Raw genomic sequence first — 18822 nt, 5'->3', positions numbered from 1 at the left:
CGCAATTTTGTTTAAATAAGGAAGCTGATTGCTTCCTTATTTATTTATCAAACATCCAACAATAGGCGTGTTGGATCTTCGAGCATTTCTTTCACGGTTACAAGGAATCCAACCGATTCTTTACCATCAACGATTCGATGATCATAAGACAATGCCAAATACATCATTGGAAGAATCTCTATCTTACCATCAACGACCATCGCACGCTCTTGAATTTTGTGCATACCTAATATAGCACTTTGCGGTGGATTAATGATCGGCGTCGACATAAGCGAACCAAACACACCACCATTAGTGATTGTAAAGTTTCCGCCTTGTAGCTCATCTAACGACAATTTGCCGTCTCGGCCTTTAAGCGCAAGCGCTTTAATGCTTTTCTCAACTCCTGCCATGCCCAACGCATCACAGTCTTTCAACACTGGTGTCACCAAACCTCTCGGCGTAGACACTGCAATTGAGATATCGAAATAGTTATGATAACAAATGTCATCACCGTCAATAGATGCATTTACATCTGGGAAGCGCTTAAGGGCTTCAGTTACGGCTTTCACATAAAAAGACATAAAACCAAGGCGAATGCCATGGCGCTTTTCAAAGCTCTCTTGATATTGCTTACGCAAATCCATGATGGGCTTCATGTTAACTTCATTGAATGTCGTCAGCATTGCCGTTGAGTTTTTCGCTTCTAGTAGACGATTAGCAATGGTCTTACGAAGACGCGTCATTGGCACGCGTTTTTCAGTACGTTCGCCTGCTGCAACACTTGGAATGTCATCAGTGCTCGCGCTAGGCACACTTGCAGATGCTTTAGGTGCTGCTTTAAGGTGTTTTTCGACATCTTCTTTCGTTATGCGACCACCTTTGCCGGTACCTTTAACAGATGCAGGATCGATGTCTTTTTCAGCAAGTAAACGTCTAACAGATGGAGACAATGCGTCTTCATCACCAGATTCATCCGCGGCAGACGCCGATGCACTCGCTGGTGCACCGGCGCTTGCGCCTTCTACAAATTTTGCAATAAGCTCTTCAGCGGTAACCGTCGCACCTTCTTCCGCTAAGATAGCGCTAAGTGAGCCATCAGCTGGCGCAACCACTTCCAATACTACTTTATCGGTTTCAATATCGACTAAATTTTGATCACGACTAACTTGCTCTCCTACCTGAACATGCCATGTCGCGATCGTCGCATCAGCAACCGACTCTGGCAGTACTGGTACATTAATTTCAGATTCTTTACCTGAAGCGGCTGGTGCGCTGCTTTTTGCCGCGGCTGGCGCAGGTTCTGAGGTACTAGCAGCTCCAGCTTCATCAATGCTGCCTATTACTTGTTCGCCAAGTACAGTGGCGCCGTCTTCAAATAAAATATCGCCAACAACGCCGTCAGCAGGAGAAACAACCTCTAAAACTACTTTATCTGTTTCAATATCAACAAGGTTTTGGTCGCGCGTCACTTTATCACCGGCTTTAACGTGCCATGTAGCAATTGTCGCATCTGCGACAGACTCAGGTAATACTGGAACTTTAATCTCATGTGCCATCGGCTTTTCCTATTTAATCGTGAGTGCGTCTTCGACCAACGCTTTCTGTTGTTGACTGTGAATTGCGGCGTAACCCACTGCTGGTGAAGCAGAGGCATCACGTCCTGCATATACTAATTTTGCACCTGTTGGGATAGACTCCCAAAAGTGATGCTGGCTGCAATACCAAGCACCTTGGTTTTGCGGCTCTTCTTGACACCATACCCAGTCTGTTACATGACTGTAAGGGGCAAAAATTTCATTTATTTCTTTTTGTGGGAATGGATACAACTGCTCAATACGAATAATCGCAACATCCGTTTGTTCATTCTTACGACGTTCTTCTAACAAGTCGTAATAGACTTTACCAGAACACATCACCACACGTTTAACTTTACTCGCGTCCAAATCATCTACTTCTTCGATGACATTGTGGAACACACCGCTTGCTATCTCGTCTATAGAGCTTACGGCTAGCGGATGTCTAAGCAATGATTTTGGCGACATAACAATTAGTGGACGACGCATAGGTCTCACCATTTGTCTGCGTAGCATTGCATATACTTGCGCAGGCGTAGATGGAACACAAACTTGCCAGTTATGATCAGCACACATCTGCAAGAAGCGCTCAAGTCGAGCAGAACTATGCTCAGGCCCTTGCCCTTCATAACCATGAGGAAGCAATACAACGAGGCCACATAAACGCCCCCATTTTGCTTCACCCGACGATAAAAACTGGTCAAACACCACTTGTGCACCATTGGCAAAATCGCCAAACTGCGCTTCCCATATGGTTAGTGTAGATGGCTCAGCTGTAGCGAACCCATATTCAAACGCCATTACTGCTTCTTCAGACAATACCGAGTCATATATTTCTAGACTCCCTTGGTCATCAGAAATATGTTGCAAAGGTATCAACGTTGATGCGTCATCTTGATTGTGTAACACAGCATGTCTATGGAAGAAGGTACCACGACCAGAGTCTTGCCCTGTGATACGAATATCTATGCCTTCAGCAAGCATTGACGCATACGCTAAGTTTTCTGCCATGCCCCAATCTAACAAACGTTCACCGTTCATCATCAACTTTCGATCGTTGTAAAGTTTATTTACACGCGATTGCAATCGATACTTTTCAGGGACATTGGTAATCGCATTTCCTAAGCTGACTATCGTCTCACTAGACAATGCGCCGTCATATTCAACATCCCAATCATGCCCAATAAAAGGACTCCAATCGACAGAATGCTCTGTCATTGGACGCCATTCCTCAACCACACAGGCACCGTGATCCAACGCGGCTCGATATTCGGTCACCAGTTTATCTACATCATGTTGCTCAATACTGCCTTCGGCAATTAATTGATCTGCATACACTTGACGTGGCACAGGATGTTTTTTGATTTTTTGATACATAAGCGGCTGAGTTGCATTCGGCTCATCAGCCTCGTTGTGACCATGGCGTCTGTAACACACCAGGTCAATAACCACATCACGCTTAAACTTATTTCTATAATCAAGGGCAAGCTTAGTCACAAACATTACTGCTTCTGGGTCATCAGCATTGACATGGAAAATCGGCGCCTGAACCATTTTTGCAATATCAGTACAATATTGTGTTGATCGTGTATCTTCAGTTTTCGACGTCGTAAAGCCCACTTGGTTGTTCACGACAATGCGCACCGTACCACCGACTGAGAACCCACGAGTCTGTGACATATTGAATGTTTCTTGTACAACGCCCTGCCCGGCAATCGCTGAATCACCATGAATTGTAATAGGTAATACCATCGAACCGTCTTTACAACCGCGACGAGCGAGTCTTGCTCTTACAGAACCAATAACTACTGGGTTTACAATTTCTAAGTGGGATGGGTTAAACGCCAATGCAAGGTGAACATCCCCTGCCGGCGTAGCAAAATCAGACGAATAACCTGCATGATATTTTACGTCACCCGCACCCAAAGAATCGTCATGCTTACCAGAAAATTCATCAAATAATACGGAAGGATTTTTACCCAATACATTAACTAATACATTTAGTCGACCACGGTGGGCCATGCCCATAACAACTTCTTTAGCGCCTGCAACACCGGCTTCGCTAATGAGCGTTTTCAGCATTGGAATAAGTGAGTCCCCACCTTCCAGTGAAAAACGTTTGGCTCCAGTAAACTTTGACCCAAGGTATTTTTCCATACCGTCAGCGGCAATCAGCCCTTTAAGGATCTTAATTTTGTCATCACGTTCCACGACCGGCTTCGCTTCTACCGATTCGATGCGATGTTGTAACCAGCGCTTTTGTTCTGTATCGGTAATGTGCATGTACTCAGCACCGATAGAACCGCAATACGTACGATTTAATGATTTAAACAAATCACCGAGTTTAAGCTTTTCAGCGTCAACTGCATAGGAGCCCAAATTGAACATTGTGTCAAAATCGGCTTCACTAAGATTATGGTGCGAAAGCTCTAGATCTCTAACACGCTCTTGCTGCCACAATCCTAATGGATCAAGGTTCGCATGCTGATGACCTCTGAACCTGAAGGCGTTTATTAGCTGGAGTACTTTAACTTGGCGCTCATCAGAGGGTGCATCACTCGATGTCATACTACCATTACCTGCACGTGCAAGCGGGCCTAGCGCGGCCATCTTCTTAAAGTCTTCGCGAATATTTGAATGTTTGGTTTCTACGGCAACACCTTCGACTTTCGGGAGGTCGTCAAAAATTAATCGCCAATTTTCTGGTACATTTTGAGGGTTATCAAGATAAGCTTCGTACAACTCTTCAACGTAAGCAGCATTTCCGCCTGCCATATGAGAAGAATCCCACCACGCTTTCATCGCGCCATTTTGCATCATTTAGCCTTGATCTTTGTTGATTACTGTATTGTATTCTAAGTAGTTTTTTTTTTAAATCATCCACTGCCATATCGGCAGCTTTTTTTTACACTTTATTCAGAAATTTGACAAAAAAATAGCCGTCCACAAATGGACAGCTATTTTTTACGTCTATTAACTAAAAAAGTCGTCGGTGTTTTTCAATTACATTGCTCTTTGTAATAACATTGATTTTATTTGACCTATGGCTTTTGTCGGATTTAGCCCTTTAGGACAAACACTCACACAATTCATGATACTGTGACAACGAAATACACTAAACGCATCATCTAAATCACCTAAACGCTCATCAGTTGCAGTGTCTCGACTATCAATTAAGAATCTGTATGCATGAAGCAAACCTGCTGGGCCGACAAATTTGTCTGGATTCCACCAGAACGACGGACAAGAAGTTGAGCAACAAGCACACAAAATACATTCATAAAGCCCATCCAACTTTGCACGTTCTTCAGGCGATTGTAAATGTTCTCTAGCAGGTGGCTGTTTAGCATCATTAATAAGAAACGGCTTAATCTTCTCATATTGCGTGTAAAACTGGGTCATATCTACGACAAGATCTCGTACCACAGGTAACCCAGGTAACGGTCTCACAACAATTTTACCACCACCTAAGGCAGATAAAGGCGTAATACATGCGAGGCCATTTTTACCATTCATGTTTACACCATCCGACCCGCAAACACCTTCGCGGCATGAGCGTCTAAATGATAATGTGGGATCTTGCTCTTTTAACGCAAGTAAAGCGTCCAACACCATCATATCTTGCCCTTCTTCCACTTCTAAAGTGTAGTCTTGCATATGAGGTGCGTCATCAACGTCAGGATTATAACGATAGATAGAAAAGGTTAATTGCATAATCAATACTCCTCTTAGTATGTACGCGCTTTAGGAGGGAATGCCTCTCTAATCTTCGGCGACATATTGACATCGCGTTTAAGCATTGTTTCTGTTTCAGGTACGTAAACAGAATGGCATAACCAATTGTCGTCATCCCTTTCAGTGAAATCAAATCGACTATGTGCGCCACGACTTTCAGTTCTAAAGTTAGCGGCTACGGCAGTACTGTATGCAGTCTCCATTAAGTTATCTAACTCTAAGCACTCAATTCTTTGTGTATTAAAATCGCTACTCTTATCATCTAAGCGCGCATGCTTAATACGTTCTCTGATTTCGGCCAACTCTTTAAGACCTTGAGCCATTGCATCACCTTCTCTAAATACTGAGAAGTTCAGCTGCATACATTGCTGCATATCTTTCTTAATTTGCACCGGGTCTTCACCTTTACCTATTTCAGACGATTCCCAACGGTTAAATCTAGACATAGCGGCATCTAAGTCAGATGCAGACGCATCTGACTTAACGTCAATGTCATCAATGCTATTACCTAAATGCAAGCCTGTTGCACGGCCAAATACAACCAAATCAAGTAACGAGTTACCGCCTAATCGGTTTGCGCCATGAACAGACACACAAGCAATTTCACCACAAGCAAATAAGCCATCAAGCGGTTTTTCATTACCTTCAGAATCAATCGAGATAACCTGACCATCAACATTCGTTGGAATACCGCCCATCATGTAATGGCAAGTAGGAATTACTGGAATAGGCTCTTTAACAGGATCAACGTGCGCAAATGTTCTAGAAAGTTCCAAAATACCCGGTAAGCGTGACTCAAGTACGTCTTTACCTAAATGATCCAATTTCAATTTAATGTGTGTACCCCAAGGGCCTTCACAACCGCGACCTTCACGAATTTCAGTCATCATTGAGCGCGCAACAACATCACGTCCAGCAAGATCTTTTGCGTTCGGCGCATAACGCTCCATGAAACGTTCACCGTCTTTGTTAAGTAAATACCCGCCCTCACCACGACAACCTTCCGTCACTAATGTACCTGCACCTGCTATGCCGGTTGGGTGGAACTGCCACATTTCCATGTCTTGCACTGGTGCACCTGCACGCAATGCCATACCAACACCATCACCCGTATTGATGTGGGCGTTAGTCGTAGAAGCGTATATACGCCCGGCGCCGCCAGTCGCTAACACAACTGCTTTCGATTTAAAATAAACGACTTCGCCAGTCTCGATGTCAATAGCCGTACAACCAACCACTTGCCCTTGCTGGTTTTTTACCAAGTCCAAGGCATACCATTCGCTGAATACGGTCGTTTTATTCTTAACATTTTGCTGGTAGAGCAAGTGCAAAAGAGCATGACCTGTTCTATCTGCAGCGGCGGCTGTTCGTGCAGCTTGTTCGCCACCAAAGTTTTTTGACTGCCCACCAAATGGACGTTGATAAACTTTTCCATTTTCGAAACGTGAAAACGGTAAGCCCATATTTTCCATCTCAATGATGGCTTCAGGGCCGGTTTTACACATATATTCAATTGCTTCTTGATCGCCAATGTAATCAGACCCTTTAACGGTATCATACATGTGCCATTCCCAATTATCTTCGTGGCTGTTGCCAAGCGCAACAGTAATACCACCTTGCGCAGATACAGTATGTGAACGCGTTGGAAATACTTTGGATAACAAGGCGCATGTTTTGCCTGATTGAGAAATTTGCAAGGCCGCTCGCATACCTGCGCCGCCCGCGCCGATGACTACTGCATCAAATTCATGTACTGGTAATGTCATTCTATACACCCCACAAAACAAATAGACCAACCGCAACATAAGAAAACGCGATTAGGTTTAAAACATACTGAAGAATCATACGTAAGCGAGGTGGCTTCACATAATCGGTTAGCACTTGCCACATACCAATTCTTACATGCATCAAAATTGATACTAACGCGGCAAACGTAAAGGCCTTCATGTAAACAGAAGAAAATACTGCTTTCCATTCTTCGTAGCTAGAAAAGGAGTGGCAAACAAATACGTACGTCATATACAGCGTGAACGCCAAGATAATTAATGCCGTCGCTCTAAGTGTCACATAATCTTGAATACCGTTGCGCTTGATACCTGCTTGGTTAGTTACCATATTGCAACCCCCATCACTACTGTTAAGACAATCCAAATACCCATTGCAACGTTTGCACTAGTGGTGCCAGAAGACAACTCTTCCCAATGCCCCATGTCCATTATCACGTGACGGATGCCACCAATGATATGAAAAGCCAACGCTGACAAGGTGCCAATTATGATTAATTTACCAAATACGCCCTGCATAACATCTTGAACAAGCAAAAATCCGCTCTCAGACGATAATGACGTCGCCCATGCCCAAAGTATAAAAAGAAATGCAAAAAACATGGCAACACCGGTGATACGGTGCAAGATGGAAGCTCTGCCGGCAGCAGGGAGCTTTATCGTAGTTAAGTCTAGATTTACTGGTCTTTGTTTTTTCACAATAAAAAGCCTGTGGTTGGATCTGCGAATACAATACGTAAAAACAGTGTGAGTATTCAAACTAAGCTACTATTTACTGACTATTCAGCAAATAAATATGTTGATCAAATGTGAAATTAATGTTTATTTTATTAACACAAATAACCCTTACTTTTCAGTGGGTTCGAAATATACCAACCCCACCCCCATATATCAATGAAATGTTACAAGATTAGTCACCGTGCGGAAGAGCAAGGTGTAAACTCACATATCCATATATTTTATTAAGAATAAATATCAAACAGAAATGCATTTAAATTGACTTCCTCTATCAATACCAGTAAAAATATTGGCACTTTTCCCCACCGATGCGAACAATTTGGCAGTAAAACTGAACGAATTACGCACATTTTCCGTTTAATCGGATTCCATACAATTAGGAGAGTAATGCATGTCAAACGATACTGCCAAGCTGATAGCCGGCGACATTGAAGTAGAGTTTCCAATTTTACAAGGCTCTGAAGGTCACCCTGTGATTGATGTAAGAAGTCTTGGCGCAAAAGGTTACTTTACTTTTGACCCAGGCTTCATGGCGACAGGATCATGTGAATCTGCAATTACATTTATTGACGGTGCTAAAGGTATATTGTTACACCGTGGTTTTTCTATCGAAGATCTCGCTAGAGATGCAGATTACTTAGAGGTCTGCCACATGTTATTGCATGGAGATGCACCAACTTCTGAGCAATACAAAGAATTTAAGGAAACCATTACACGCCACACTATGGTGCATGAGCAAATAAACATGTTCTTCCATGGCTTTAGAAACGACGCTCATCCAATGGCCATGCTGTGCGGCACTGTTGGTGCACTATCATCGTTTTATCACAGTGACCTAGATGTGTCGAACCCAGAGCAACGTAAGCGCTCTGCACACCGCTTAATTGCGAAAATGCCGACCCTCGTTGCCATGTGTTATAAATACAATGTTGGTCAGCCGTTTGTGTATCCACGCAACGACCTTAGCTACGCAGCTAACTTCTTGAACATGATGTTTTCTGTTCCCGCCGAAGAATATAAAATAAGTCCAGCGGTAGAACGTGCAATGGACCGTATTTTTACACTTCATGCCGACCACGAACAAAATGCTTCAACGTCTACTGTTCGTTTAGCAGGTTCTTCAGGCGCTAATCCATATGCTTGTATTGCCGCTGGCGTGGCGTCTTTGTGGGGGCCTGCGCATGGTGGCGCAAATGAAGCATGTTTGACGATGCTTGAAGAGATTGGCTCTGTTGATCGTATTCCGGAGTTTATCGCGCGAGCAAAAGATAAGAACGACCCATTCCGCCTAATGGGCTTTGGACATAGGGTTTACAAAAACTATGACCCTCGCGCAACAGTAATGAGAGAAAGTTGTCACGAAGTACTCGAAGAGCTTCAAGTAGATAACCCCTTACTAGAAGTGGCAATGGAGCTTGAACGCATTGCATTAAGTGACCCATATTTTGCAGAGAAGAAGCTTTTCCCAAATGTGGATTTTTACTCAGGCATCGTGTTAAGCGCAATCGGTATTCCAACTAATATGTTTACTTGTATATTTGCGTTGGCACGTACCGTCGGCTGGATTTCTCATTGGCACGAAATGATGAGCCAACCTGGTCAAAAGATTGGTCGCCCTCGTCAGCTATACACTGGCGAAAGCAAAAGAGATTATGCGCCAATCGAAAAGTAGGCGGTAAAAAATATATCAAATGGCGCGAATTTCGCGCCATTTTTGTATCTGGAGGAAATCAAATGCCATTCGCAGCAAAAATCTTAGCTTATTTGGGCTTATTACCGTTTGTTGGTATTCCCGTACTTATTTTTATCGAACAATTGTCACCTTATTCTGGTTTTCTATATTTTGTAAAGTACTCAGCGATTATATTGTCATTCTTCGGTGGAATTCATTGGTTAGATGCGCTTCAAAATAAACGAGCTAATCACCAATTATTTGCGTCAATGCTGCCGAGTATAATTGCTTGGCTAGCGCTAATTTTTCTTGATGGCAACATATTGTTAGGCATCCTTTCAATAAGTTACATTGGCGTACTAATGTACGACAAATACACACTTCAATTAGGTAGAGATATTATTGTCGAATACACATTTTTGAGAGTCGTGTTAACAAGTGTCGTCGTTGTATGTCATTTACTTATGGCCAACATTTAACAATCCAATCTTATGTGTAAATTTACCAAATCTGCATAAAAATCAAATAATTCATCTTTTTATATCATATTAACAGGTGAATTATGTGTTGTTTATGTTAAATTATATAACGATAAAACAATATTAGTTAAAACTGGCGTTAACATTTTATAAATATATCGTTATAGAACGTTAATCTAAAGCTTAACTAATTGAGCACTTATGTATCATTTGACGTAAATAGATAGCGAACTAATGCTGTTAAAAAGGTGTAGGTAATGAAATACAAATATAGAAAATTGGGCTTCTTGTTAAGTGGCTTAACGCTTGCTGTGCTTGCAGGTTGTGGCGGCGGTAAAGAAGAAAGCAACGCGACTGACAGTGCTAGCAATGAGCGAATGCTTTTTGACTTTGAAAACGGTCAAGTCGACAGCGCAGTGCAGTTAGAGCATGGTGTCGGTGAAGTCATCTCAGAAGGCAACAATAAAAAGTATTCTATTACCTTAAACTCGACTGACAACTATAAGGCTGCCTTTAAATTTAAGCCATCAGAACCTTGGGACTGGAGCAAAGAAGGTGATTTTGCTTTTGCTGTAGATATCGAAAACCCTAAAGACAAATCTATCTTTTTTTACGTTACCGCCACCGACGCTAGCGGCAAAACTCACAACCGTAGCTTATCCATCGCCGAAAATAGTAGTGGCACCTATTACTTAGAGCTTGCCGGCCAGGATTTAGACGTTGAAACCGGTCTTCGCTCAAATCCTAAAAGTTGGATCACTGACTATACCCCTATCATTTGGCGCTGGGGCGTTAAAAAAATTGACCTAGAAAATATCGCAAGCATTGAGTTTAAATTGCTTGGTGTGCTTGAAGACAAGCATGTCATTATAGACAACGCGCGTATTATTAAGCCAGAAGCAGTAGATGAAAACTACCTAGTTGGCCTAGTGGATGAATTTGGTCAAAATGCAAAAATGGACTTTGTTGGTAAGGTAGACAACCTTGAAGACCTAATAAAAGTGTCTGCTGAAGAACAAAGCCAATTACGTAAGACGCCATTGGACGGCAGATCTAAATTCAATGGTTGGGCAGATGGCCCCAAACTAGAAGGTACAGGCTATTTCTCAACGGCAAAAGTAGATGGTAAGTGGTGGTTAGTTGACCCAGAAGGGTATCTGTTTTTCTCAAATGGTATTGCCAACGTGAGAATGGCAAATACATCAACGATGACCGGTTACGATTTTGACAGTTCATTAATAAGACAACGCGATGCAAATGATAAAACGCCTGAAGATTCGATTGGGTTAAATCAAGTATCTAAAGCAGCCGTGCCTACACGCCATGCCACATCTGAGCTCCGTGCAAACATGTTTGAGTGGTTACCAAGCTATGACGACGAGCTAGGTTTACACTTTGGCTATCGCCGCGAAACCTTCATGGGTGCACTTGAAAAAGGCGAAACCTATAGCTTTTATCAAGCTAATTTGGCACGTAAGTATCAAAGCAACGATCCTGAAGTATTTATGGAGAAGTGGCGTACTACCACCGTCGATAGAATGCTTACATGGGGCTTTACGTCATTCGGAAATTGGGTAGACCCGTCGTACTACCAAATGGATCGATTTCCTTATTTTGCGAACGGTTGGATAATTGGTGACTTTAAAACGCTAAGCAGTGGTAATGATTTATGGAGTGCCCTGCCCGATGTTTTCGATCCAGTATTTAAAGAAAGAGCCTTAGCTACAGCTGAACAAATTGGCAAAGAAGTGCAAAACAACCCGTGGTGTGTAGGTGTATTTGTGGATAATGAAAAAAGTTGGGGCATGGAAAACCCTACCTCTAGTGAAATTAACGTAAAAGCGGTGTATGGCATTGCGATTAACGCATTGAGTTTAGATGCTAGCAAAAGCCCAACGAAAACCGTTTACATGAATATACTAAAAGAAAAGTATGACTCAATAGAGGCGGTTAACGCGAGTTGGAACACATCTATCGAATCATGGGATTCATTGGCATCGGGCGTGGTACTGGAAGCGTTTAATGAAGCGCTTACCGAAGATTTATCTCACTTGTTGTATGTTTATGCAGAGCAATACTTCGACGTAGTGAAAAATGCTGTTAAAAAGTATTTGCCTAATCACATGTACATGGGGGCGCGTTTCGCCGATTGGGGCATGACGCCAGAAGTACGTGCAGCGGCCGCTAAACATGTAGACGTAATGAGCTACAACTATTACAAAGAAGGCATTAGTGACAACTTTTGGCACTTCTTAAAAGATATCGATATGCCAAGTGTTATTGGTGAATTCCATAATGGTTCTCAAGATTCTGGCATGTTAAATCCTGGATTAATTCATGCACCATCGCAACAAGACCGTGGTCGTAGATACAAAGATTACATGTATGGCGTAATTGACAACCCATATTTTGTAGGCGCGCATTGGTTCCAGTATAACGATGGCCCATTAACAGGTCGCGCTTATGATGGCGAAAACTACAACGTAGGGTTTGTAAGTGTTGCTGATGTACCTTATGCGCCACTCGTAAAAGCTGCAAAAGAAGTTAACGCTGACCTTTATAAGAGACGCGCTAAAAAATAGCCTGTTTTAAACTCCCCACGCATAAAAACGCCATAAATGAATATTCGTTTATGGCGTTTTTTTATTGCGCATTCATCTACGCATATTTATAACACTCAAAAATTAGTTGTACAATACAACCATAATTGTAAACTGTCGCTATACATTAAAGTATCGGACAAGTAATAATGGGACAAACACTGCCAGTATCAAAGGATACTATACATAAAGTACGCGACGCCTCGCGCAAATTAGTGCGTGAATTAGGCTTTATGAAGCCGACTATTGCGTCTACCGACCTTGGTCCGTCAGCACTGCACACACTCCTAGAAATTGACCTTAAAGGCCCTCAAACAGCAGCCGACCTTTGTCAAAAACTGCAATTGGAAAAATCTAGTATCAGTCGTATGCTGCAAAAACTTGTGGTCAGAGGTGAAATTACAGAAATCATAGATACACAAGACAGTCGTAAAAAACGCCTTAAAATTACTGCTAAAGGACAAAAAACGGTACAAATTGCTCATCAACATGCAGAGCAACAAACCCAAAATGCGCTGGCCTACCTCCCATTGGATAAGCAAAGTACTATAGAGAAAGGGCTAACTGATTACGCAAATTCGCTAGAAGCCTTGAGAAATAAAACCTCTTTAGCAGCACGCGGCATCGATATTAGCAGCGGGTACTCCCCCGGTGCGATTGGAAGAGTTGCATATTTGTTTACTCGATACTTTTCCAAACATTACGATTTTGGTCAATATTTTGAAGCTAAAGTGGCGACAGAAATGGCAGAATTTACATCACGCCTTGCACACACAGGCAACCAATTATGGTTAGCTAAACAAGATGATGAAGTACTAGGCTCTATTGCCATTGACAGCGAAGATTTACAACAAGCCAACACCGCTCATCTGCGGTGGTTTATCGTAGACGAACGCTTACAAGGCTCGGGAGTCGGTAGACGCTTAGTTCAAGAAGCTATTCGTTTTTGTGATGCGCAAGGCATTCAAGAAATTCATCTATGGACAGTAAAAGGCCTAGATGCCGCCAGTCACTTGTATAAGCAGTTTGGTTTCAATATTGTAGAAGAGAGCTTAGACCAACAATGGGGTAAAAAGACCATAGAACACAAGCTAGTCCGAAAGGCATTCTCTCAATAAATGACCGATACAAAGTATTTTATCAGCATGCTGAAGAATATAGAGTAGATAGTGCATTGTGTGGACAAATCGCTTCCTGATTTAAAAACTCACACGAGCCTTTAGGTACAATCTGTCTAAGTCTGCAAACTGGCCATAAACGCCTCTTTCATCGCCATAAAATATGTCTAGGCCAGCGGTCAATGTAAGCCGATCGCTGTATACATATTGAATTTTTGGGCGAACAAGCCCGTCGTTGTCGTTGGTATTCTGTTGCCATAGTACTTCAGTAGTTAACGTTTCTTGCCAGAAGCTACGACGCAATAAAAGAGAAAAACTCGTTTCATTTACTGCTCGAAAAAGGGTTTCGTCCTTTACGTCGAGTAAACGTTGTTGAATTAACTGAACACTTAATAAAGTGTCTGTCCAAGCAAAATAATCAAGACCCACAACATAACTAAGCTCGTCACTCACCAATAATTCGTTTGCTTGTTGGTAGTGGCGCTGGTCAGTTTTGTAAGCAAATTCAGTTCTAAACGTTATATTGCCGACGGGTTTACTTAGCGACCCACCACACAAGTTTGATCGATAGTATTCTGGGGTGATTTCTAATACGGTTGCGTTGTGACTCAGCAACTCGGTACTAAATATTGCCTGGTCTTCAAAGTGATAAAGATAATTGACCGCAATATCCCATCCCCCAACAAAACTACTCCATCGAAGTCCAAAGTCACTGTTTTTAAAGCGTGTTTTTGGTGCTTTGTTTTCTTTAAACTGAATAGGTATATCTCTTGGTATCGGCGGAGAAAATCGAGGAGCGGTAAAACCATAGGTAGATTCAAATACTGGAAGTTGATGGGTACTAGTATCAGGTATCCACAAGATTTGAAACAAGTCATCTCCCAAGCTTAGTTCCAAGTTTACCATCCATAAAGGGATACGAGATTGCCCAAAGTCCTCTAAGGTAAACTCGTTAAAACTTTGCGGATTAACCACATCGAGTATTTTTACGCCGTCAGCCTTACCCCATACCACCTGCTGCTTTCCAATGGTAAGAAAGTGACCATTTAGCACTGGCATAGACAAATACAGTTCTCTCACTGAGAGTTTGCTATGATTTCCAAACGTGATCGGACGGCTAGCAAACGTATAGTTAGCGTCATTGTTAAGTATGGCTTGCATACCATTTTCCATTTCATGTTCGAACTGAATAATGGCAGTAATACGGTAGCTGTTTTTAGAATAATCAACGTGACTAGTGAACCTATTTTTTAAACTTTGAAGGCTTTCACGTTGATGCGTAGATACAGCAACAACACTATCCAGGTTGAGGTTCATGTCTACTTCCGCGAAACTTGCCTGACAAAGTATCGTCAACAGAACAATCAATACGCTGCTAGGCCATCTCATTACAAACCTCGCCGTATAGACTGCGTAGTAAAAATATCATCATTTACGCCATTGCTATAGTCCACATCGCTAAAGGAAAAATGTGTTTTATGACCTGTTTTGTGATTGTCTACTGCGATGATGTGAGCAGTCCAAATACCCTGTACCAAACGGATATCGGAAAAGTCGATAGTTTTTAGCGGATGTCCTTTTGGGTCCCAAAATTCATTCTTAGTAATCATCCAATTAGATGAATCGATGATGGTATTAACCTTTCCATAACCAAGTTCTTTCGCAGTTTTATCGTCCACTGGCGTTGCTTCCAGCACAAAGTATTTTCGCTTCTCAATGAAGTGAGAACCAAGCAATATATGATGATAATCGGCAGTAGAAATGCGGGTCTCAAGTTTAATATCTTCGTAAGAAAAATCTGTGCCCAAAAAATAATCGCCGCGATCAGCCGCTGAAATCCGCCTCACTCGGCGCATTGCCGGTAAATACAGCCATTGGTCATCGTCTTTATTAAGATCGGGATAGTCGTAGGTAAGAAATGCAGTGTCTTTAATATTATTTGGTTTCTTGTAGAAGATTGCAGTGCGCTTTTCGTCACCAAAGTACTTACGAAATGCGCGTGTTTCGCGAACCCTCGTTTTTCCTCGTCTGTCGGTTAATGTCATCACCAAGATCCGAGAAACAGCTTGACCTTCATCACGCAGGTTAACCTGTTCGATTATTTGCTCAACCGAAGGCTCCTCTTCACCAAAACCGTCACTGCTTGCAAAAACTGCCAGCAACAAGACACCCATTTTTGTCATTAAGTTGTTCATTTTTATTCCTATATCTCAGATTTTATTCGACTAGTCGCTAACGTCAGCAATGAGGGCAGTATTGATGTCCGTGCCTTTTTTGAACCCGATAAACCGTGGTTTAAACAGTTTGATCAGTACGGGTAGCACAGTGATGCTGGCTACAAAACTTACCAGAACAGCGAAGGCAATGAGCACGCCAAGCTTGGCTAAGGGGGGAACATGACTTAAACCTAACACCCCAAATCCAATGAACACAGCAAGGAAGTTAAACAAGAGCGCCCTTCCGGTCGACGGATACAGCCCCTGTAAGGCTTCACTGGGTGACAGATCTTGCACTTGAATTTGATACTTGATTCTTTCAATGGTGTGAATAGCGAAATCAATACCTATACCGAGGGCAATCACTGCGGTCATTGTCGTTCCAACCGCAAGGGTAATACCAAGAGCTCCCATTAAGGCATACACTGCAAATGTTGCTAGGCCTACGGGCACCAACGCTAGGGTTCCGCCCAAAATAGATTTAAAACTCAAACTGGCAACTATCCACACCAATACCAACGCAAAGGCCACCCCTTTAAAATGCGAGTCCGTTAAGTTAGTTAACCACTCATAGTCAACATAAATACGTCCCGACAACGACGCCTCAATTTGCCGCGTATTGAAGTTTTCATCTATATACGTTTGGGCGTTTTCAACCACAGGTTTAAAAAACTGTAGCCGTCCATTGTGCAATCTAGCCCGGACTAGCGCTTGTTGGTAGTCGTAATCGACTTCTTCTTCAAAGTCAGTAGGGTCGCCACTCGCAGAATAGAGCAAAAAATATTGAGAAATTAAATCAGCATCATCAGGAATGCGATATTCAGAGGGGTCGTTGTTGTTTAGTGCGCGGTTCATCTGCTTGATATAGTCAACGATAGATGTGGTACCACCGATTTCGGGCATTGATTCTAAGTAAAATTGAAGTGCTTCAATCTTGCGTAAATTTTCAGGTAAAAATAGGTCCTCTTGGTGTGGTGTTTGAATAACAATATCCAAATTGCTAGTGCCATCCATTGCTTTGTTGATTGCAATGTCTGCCTGATAAATAGGTTCACTCGTTTGAAAATTGTCTACCCATGATTCATTCACTTCTAATTTACTGGCACCATAGATCCCCATAACAACCACCACCATCGCACCAATGATTATCCGATTTGGGTTAGCTAAAACCCGGCGACCTACGCCATCCATAAATTGAGCTAGTTTATCTCCCTTGCGTGTATTCGATGATGTAAACGCAGCACTATCTTTTGTTGGCATTAGCATTTGCATAGCAGGAATTACCGCGAGTGAAAATATGCCAGCGACAGCCAGCCCTATCATTGAATACACTCCGAAAGATTTCATTGGTGGCATATAGGACGAAAAATACACCCCTAGAAACCCAATCATCGACGTAAGGGTTGTAAGTAATACTGGCTTAGCCATTTTGTTTACCGAATGAACGATTATGGCTTGTTTACTTAATGTGGGTGTTAACGCACGTTGCTCGTAATATTCACTTTTTATATGAATGGCATCGGCAACTGCAATACCCACTAGCAAGATAGGCATGCTAGTGGTGATAACGTATATGGGATCTCCCATGGCCGCCATGATGCCGACCGAAGATGCCGTGGCGGCCAAAATGACGATGCCGGGTAATAAAGAACCTTGTACCGTTCTAAACGCTAGCACACATAACAAGGTGATAATGACAACTGAAATAGGCACCAAACGTGCGGCATCACTGATGATATAGGCTGACAGATATCCAGACACTGCACCGTCTCCTGCCACATGTAATATCTCAGTATTTTTAATCGGGGCCTTAGCAATAATAGTCATGAGTTTTTCATAGACGATAGGTGCATGAGAATCTTCCGTCACTTCGGTAATGATGAGTGTTGCACTGCTATCGCGGGCTACAACTGAACCCAAATAAAGAGGAAAATCTTTAACCTTAGCTGCAATTTCATTAGTTTGGTCTTGAGTGACTGGCAATGACTCAACAAATGGCGTTACGACTAAACCTTCTTCGTTACCCACTATGTTGTCTTCTGTAGTTAAACTAATAACACGGTCTTGGTTTACTTCAGGAATCGCTAGCACCTGCTGAGTCAGCCAGTCAACTAATTGGATAGTATCTGGATTAAACACTCCGTTTTTATTTACGACAGCAATAACCATTGGGTCTTTTAAGCCAAAGATCTCTTCCACTTGCTCTCTATATACTAAGGCGGGTGAATCTTTCGGTAAAAATGATTCTGCCTTGGGGTCTATCACAAGTTTTGGAATAAAAGCCAAACAGGCGGCGACAAACATCATACCTAATGACGCAACAAATATGGGATGACCGGTAATCCACCAAAATATTCTGTATGACTTACCCGAATGAAGGCGCTTGGTATTATCTTCCATATTACATCCTAACGTGTAATTACACTATAAAGGTTAAAAAAAAGCTGACGTACTTAGATATGTTTTTCAGCTAGGTTATTTATGATGCTGGACAAGTTACTCAACAAAGCGCTTTCTTCTTGTCCTAATGCGTTTTCAATCTTTTGTTGAGCTTGCTTCCACAAAGGCTTTATGTCTTCCACTTTTTGTAGCCCTTCGGAAGTTAGTGAAACATTTCGCGTTCGGCCTTCACCCGCCCGTATCGAAATAAGCTGCAGCTTTTCTAGCGGAGCTAAGTTACGTGTGAGCGTGGTTCGTTCCATCATCAATTGCTTAGCCAAACTCGAAATGGAAACTGAGTCCATTACTTTGATAGCGACCAACATAGAAAACTGATTGGCTTTAATCCCAGTAGATTTTATCTGCTCATCATATATTCGCGTAATTGTGCGGCTTGCTGAACGCATTTTATAGCACAAGCAATTTTCAGAGATGTACTGTTCAGTAATCATTGGCAATAAATCATCAATACAAAGTGTAATTAC

14 protein-coding genes are annotated in these 18822 nt (G+C 42.3%); 4 read left to right on the top strand and 10 right to left on the bottom strand.

The features are described from left to right. Positions 1-47: 47 nt before the first annotated feature. From odhB to sdhC, 6 genes are all read right to left on the bottom strand, one after another. The gene (odhB, locus tag QQK00_RS02360) at positions 48-1538 is read right to left on the bottom strand and encodes a 2-oxoglutarate dehydrogenase complex dihydrolipoyllysine-residue succinyltransferase (protein ID WP_284215877.1); all 1491 of its coding nucleotides are present in this window, start codon (positions 1536-1538) and stop codon (positions 48-50) included. A 9-nt stretch (positions 1539-1547) separates the two neighbouring features. Next, positions 1548-4373, bottom strand: coding sequence for a 2-oxoglutarate dehydrogenase E1 component (locus QQK00_RS02355; RefSeq protein WP_284217541.1), 2826 nt, complete (start codon positions 4371-4373; stop codon positions 1548-1550). A gap of 186 nt (positions 4374-4559) precedes the next feature. After that, a complete protein-coding gene (locus QQK00_RS02350; protein WP_284215876.1) occupies positions 4560-5270 on the bottom strand; it encodes a succinate dehydrogenase iron-sulfur subunit in 711 nt (236 codons plus the stop codon). Between the two features lie 14 nt (positions 5271-5284). After that, positions 5285-7057: a succinate dehydrogenase flavoprotein subunit gene (gene sdhA / locus QQK00_RS02345; RefSeq protein ID WP_284215875.1), complete on the bottom strand. Its 1773-nt coding sequence runs from the start codon at positions 7055-7057 to the stop codon at positions 5285-5287. Position 7058: 1 nt separating this feature from the next. Beyond that, positions 7059-7406 carry a succinate dehydrogenase, hydrophobic membrane anchor protein gene (sdhD, locus tag QQK00_RS02340; RefSeq protein ID WP_284215874.1) on the bottom strand — a complete coding sequence of 116 codons (348 nt, stop codon included), beginning with the start codon at positions 7404-7406 and terminating at the stop codon, positions 7059-7061. Next, positions 7400-7774, bottom strand: coding sequence for a succinate dehydrogenase, cytochrome b556 subunit (gene sdhC / locus QQK00_RS02335; RefSeq protein WP_284215873.1), 375 nt, complete (start codon positions 7772-7774; stop codon positions 7400-7402). Before sdhC ends, sdhD begins: the two co-directional genes overlap by 7 nt. Before the next feature lie 430 nt (positions 7775-8204). Here sdhC and gltA point away from each other — a divergent pair, with 430 nt between their 5' ends. The 4 genes from gltA (at position 8205) to QQK00_RS02315 (ending at position 13682) form a co-directional block, all read left to right on the top strand. Further along, positions 8205-9485: a citrate synthase gene (gene gltA, locus QQK00_RS02330; protein WP_284215872.1), complete on the top strand. Its 1281-nt coding sequence runs from the start codon at positions 8205-8207 to the stop codon at positions 9483-9485. A gap of 62 nt (positions 9486-9547) precedes the next feature. After that, positions 9548-9964 (top strand): DUF3429 domain-containing protein, encoded by a 417-nt coding sequence (locus tag QQK00_RS02325; protein WP_284215871.1) that lies wholly within the window; start codon positions 9548-9550, stop codon positions 9962-9964. Positions 9965-10221: 257 nt separating this feature from the next. Then, positions 10222-12546 carry a beta-galactosidase gene (locus QQK00_RS02320; protein ID WP_284215870.1) on the top strand — a complete coding sequence of 775 codons (2325 nt, stop codon included), beginning with the start codon at positions 10222-10224 and terminating at the stop codon, positions 12544-12546. 167 nt (positions 12547-12713) lie between these two features. Then, positions 12714-13682, top strand: a complete 969-nt coding sequence (locus tag QQK00_RS02315) for a bifunctional helix-turn-helix transcriptional regulator/GNAT family N-acetyltransferase (protein WP_284215869.1) — start codon at positions 12714-12716, stop codon at positions 13680-13682. Positions 13683-13763: 81 nt separating this feature from the next. On the opposite strand, the gene QQK00_RS02310 is transcribed toward QQK00_RS02315, so the two are convergent. The 4 genes from QQK00_RS02310 to QQK00_RS02295 all read right to left on the bottom strand — a co-directional run bounded on the left by QQK00_RS02310 (position 13764) and on the right by QQK00_RS02295 (position 18789). After that, a complete protein-coding gene (locus QQK00_RS02310; RefSeq protein ID WP_284215868.1) occupies positions 13764-14999 on the bottom strand; it encodes a DUF1302 family protein in 1236 nt (411 codons plus the stop codon). A gap of 71 nt (positions 15000-15070) precedes the next feature. Beyond that, positions 15071-15877 (bottom strand): outer membrane lipoprotein-sorting protein, encoded by an 807-nt coding sequence (locus tag QQK00_RS02305; RefSeq protein ID WP_284215867.1) that lies wholly within the window; start codon positions 15875-15877, stop codon positions 15071-15073. Between the two features lie 30 nt (positions 15878-15907). Continuing rightward, positions 15908-18298 (bottom strand): efflux RND transporter permease subunit, encoded by a 2391-nt coding sequence (locus tag QQK00_RS02300; protein ID WP_284215866.1) that lies wholly within the window; start codon positions 18296-18298, stop codon positions 15908-15910. Positions 18299-18351: 53 nt separating this feature from the next. Continuing rightward, entirely contained in the window at positions 18352-18789 is a 438-nt protein-coding gene (locus QQK00_RS02295; protein ID WP_284215865.1) for a MarR family winged helix-turn-helix transcriptional regulator, read from the bottom strand. Positions 18790-18822: the final 33 nt, after the last annotated feature.

The sequence above is a fragment of the Agaribacter marinus genome (genome assembly GCF_030160655.1).
GTDB lineage: Bacteria > Pseudomonadota > Gammaproteobacteria > Enterobacterales > Alteromonadaceae > Glaciecola > Glaciecola marina.
The sequence above is the reverse complement of the archived record's forward strand: the minus strand, read 5'-3'. Positions and strand labels throughout refer to the sequence as shown.